This window comes from Nocardia sp. NPDC050630 (assembly GCF_044457245.1).
Lineage (GTDB): Bacteria > Actinomycetota > Actinomycetes > Mycobacteriales > Mycobacteriaceae > Nocardia.
In genome coordinates, this window is the sequence record NZ_JBITGN010000039.1 from 28,668 (window position 1) to 31,136 (window position 2,469).

The window sequence follows — 2,469 nt, forward strand, 5'->3', positions numbered from 1 at the left end:
CGGAGGGCAGTATCTCGGCGAGCAGGCCGGTGGCGGCGTCGGCGTCGCCGCTGTTGCCGGGGGTGACCGTGGTGGCGGTGATGATCTCGCTATCGGGGTCGACGGCGATATGGCCTTTGTAGCCGTCGAATCCGCGGGCGCTGGTCTTGTGCCCGTGGCGGGTCTCGGGATCAACGGTCGAGATCACCCGGTCGGCTGCCGTGCCGCGCACGATCCGGAAGTTCCCGTCGTCATCGGTGGTGATGTCCTGGCCGAGCACGGTCGCCAGCAGATGTGCGGCCTTGCCGACACGCTCGTCGAGATCGAGCCCGTCCAGCAGCGTCAGCATCGCCGACCCGTCACGGGCACGGGAATCGATCAACTGCTCACGAGCGGTCTCGTCGTCCCAATCGATCATGGGTTTCGCAGTGCCTGTGTAGTCGTCGTCGCTGGTGATCGCCGCCCGCAATGCCGCAGCCAACTCGGCGCCGACGGCCGCGAGCAGGCCACGGATCGCCGACCGGATCAAGGTGATGGTGTCCATCGTGGCGACCGCGTCATAGAGCGGGGTCGAGTCCAGCACCCGTTTACGACCCACCAAACCAGCCTGGCGCGCCACCTCCAGCACGGCGTCGAAGATGCGGTTGGGCCGCTGCGAGCGGGCCAGCCGGGCCCGCATGTCAACCAGCACCGTGTGCACGAATCCCGGATAGTCGAAATCCAAGCCACCAGCGGCGTATTTCCAGCGGGCATCGAATGCGAACCGTTCCACCGCTTCCCGATCCGAGAGCCCCTCGATGCGTTGCAGCACCATCACCACCGCCACGATCATCGGCGGCACCGAACGCCGCCCGACATCGGTGAACAGATCGGCGAACATCTCATCCGGGAACAACCGGAAGCAATCACGGTGCAGCACACCGTAAATCGAGCCCTCCGCCACACGACCCTCACAGAAGTTCGCGGTCGACCGCAACAAATCCGCCTGCCTCGGCGACTGCCCCAACGTCACCCGATCATTCTGCTCGAGCCGGGCCATCACCGCACGAAAAACACCAGCCACCTAGGGCGTGTTTCATAAGTCGGGGCATCGGAGCCACTGGTTGATGGCGGCGATGTGGATCGTGGCCAGGTAGCGGACGGCGAGTTTGTCGTATCTGGTTGCGACAGCACGGTTTTGCTTGAGCTGGTTGATGGCGCGTTCGACAGCGTTGCGGTTTCGGTAAACCTCGGGGTCGAAGGCTGGTGGCCGTCCACCGGCCGAGCCGCGGTTGCGGCGGTGAGTCGCCTGATCACCCGGGATCGCGATCGTGGCTTTGATCCCGCGTTGGCGCAGGTAGGCCCGGTTGGCGCGGGACGAGTAAGCCTTGTCGGCCAGCACCCGATCCGGTCGGACCCGCGCCCTGCCCAGTCCGAGGCGTGGCACCCGGATCGAGGTGAGCACGGCGGCGAAATGCGGGCTGTCACCGGCTTGGCCGCCGGTCACTAGCAAGGCCAGGGGCCGCAAGCCCTGCTCACAAGCCAGATGCAGTTTCGTGGTCCAGCCGCCACGCGAACGACCCAACGCGTGGTCGGCGGGTTCGACCTCGACCCCGCCGGGCGGATGCTTCTGCCCATCACCGTCGCGGCGGGCGCCGGCGGCGTGCTGGTGGGCCCGCATGATGGTGGAGTCCACACTGATCTGCCAGATGATCGCACCCACGGCATCGGCGAAGGCCTGCAACATTTTCAGGATCAACGCCCACCTCCCGCCACGCTGCCAGCGCCGGAACAGTCCGTAGACCGTCTGCCACTGCCCGTACCGGATGGGCACGTCCCGCCATGGCGTGCCGGTGCGGGTCCGCCACCGGATCCCGTCGATGAGCTGCCGTTTCGTCCACTTCGGCGGACGGCCCGCCTTCACACCACGGGGCAGCAGCGGTTCCAGCCGTGCCCACTGGGCATCGGTCAGATCCGCGCGCCCCGCGACCGATACGCTGGTCACGAGGTCTCCGGTATTTCAGGGTTTTGCTTGGTCGCTAAACCCCCTTACCGGAGACCTCCCTCACATCAGGACACCAACACACCAACGCCCACAACATCTTTCAACCCACACCATCCAAGTGCGGAACCTCAGCGCCGCTGAGCACTTATGAAACACGCCCTAGGTGATTGCCGATCAGGTGTTGAGTTGCGTCGAACGCGCCGAGCAGTTTGGACCAGTCGGCGCGGATGGCGTCCGGCGCGACTGTGGCGGGTTCGCCGCCCCAGATGCTGCTGTAGTCCAAAGTGACAAGGTTGGCGAAGAGACCGGTGAAGGAGTCCCAATCGCGGATGTCGATGTACCAGAACATCCGGGTAGCGGTGTCGACGATGTCGGCGCGTTGGCTCTGGCACAAAGTTGGTGGCGCGCTGCGGATTTGGAGTCGGGCGAGTGGTGATCGATCATGATCGGGGTGCGCTGATCTTGACGTGAAGGTCCTCCTTCCGCATCTCACCGACCTGAGTATC

The 2,469-nt window shown here is 65.2% G+C and carries 3 protein-coding genes; all 3 read right to left on the reverse strand.

The features are described from left to right. On the reverse strand, positions 1-991 hold a 991-nt coding region (locus tag ACIBG0_RS40865; protein ID WP_397040762.1), incomplete at its 3' end, for a transposase. A gap of 63 nt (positions 992-1,054) precedes the next feature. Then, positions 1,055-1,963, reverse strand: coding sequence for an IS5 family transposase (locus ACIBG0_RS40870; RefSeq protein ID WP_397040764.1), 909 nt, complete (start codon positions 1,961-1,963; stop codon positions 1,055-1,057). A gap of 145 nt (positions 1,964-2,108) precedes the next feature. Then, positions 2,109-2,456 (reverse strand): nuclear transport factor 2 family protein, encoded by a 348-nt coding sequence (locus ACIBG0_RS40875; protein ID WP_397040770.1) that lies wholly within the window; start codon positions 2,454-2,456, stop codon positions 2,109-2,111. Between the last annotated feature and the right edge of the window lie 13 nt (positions 2,457-2,469).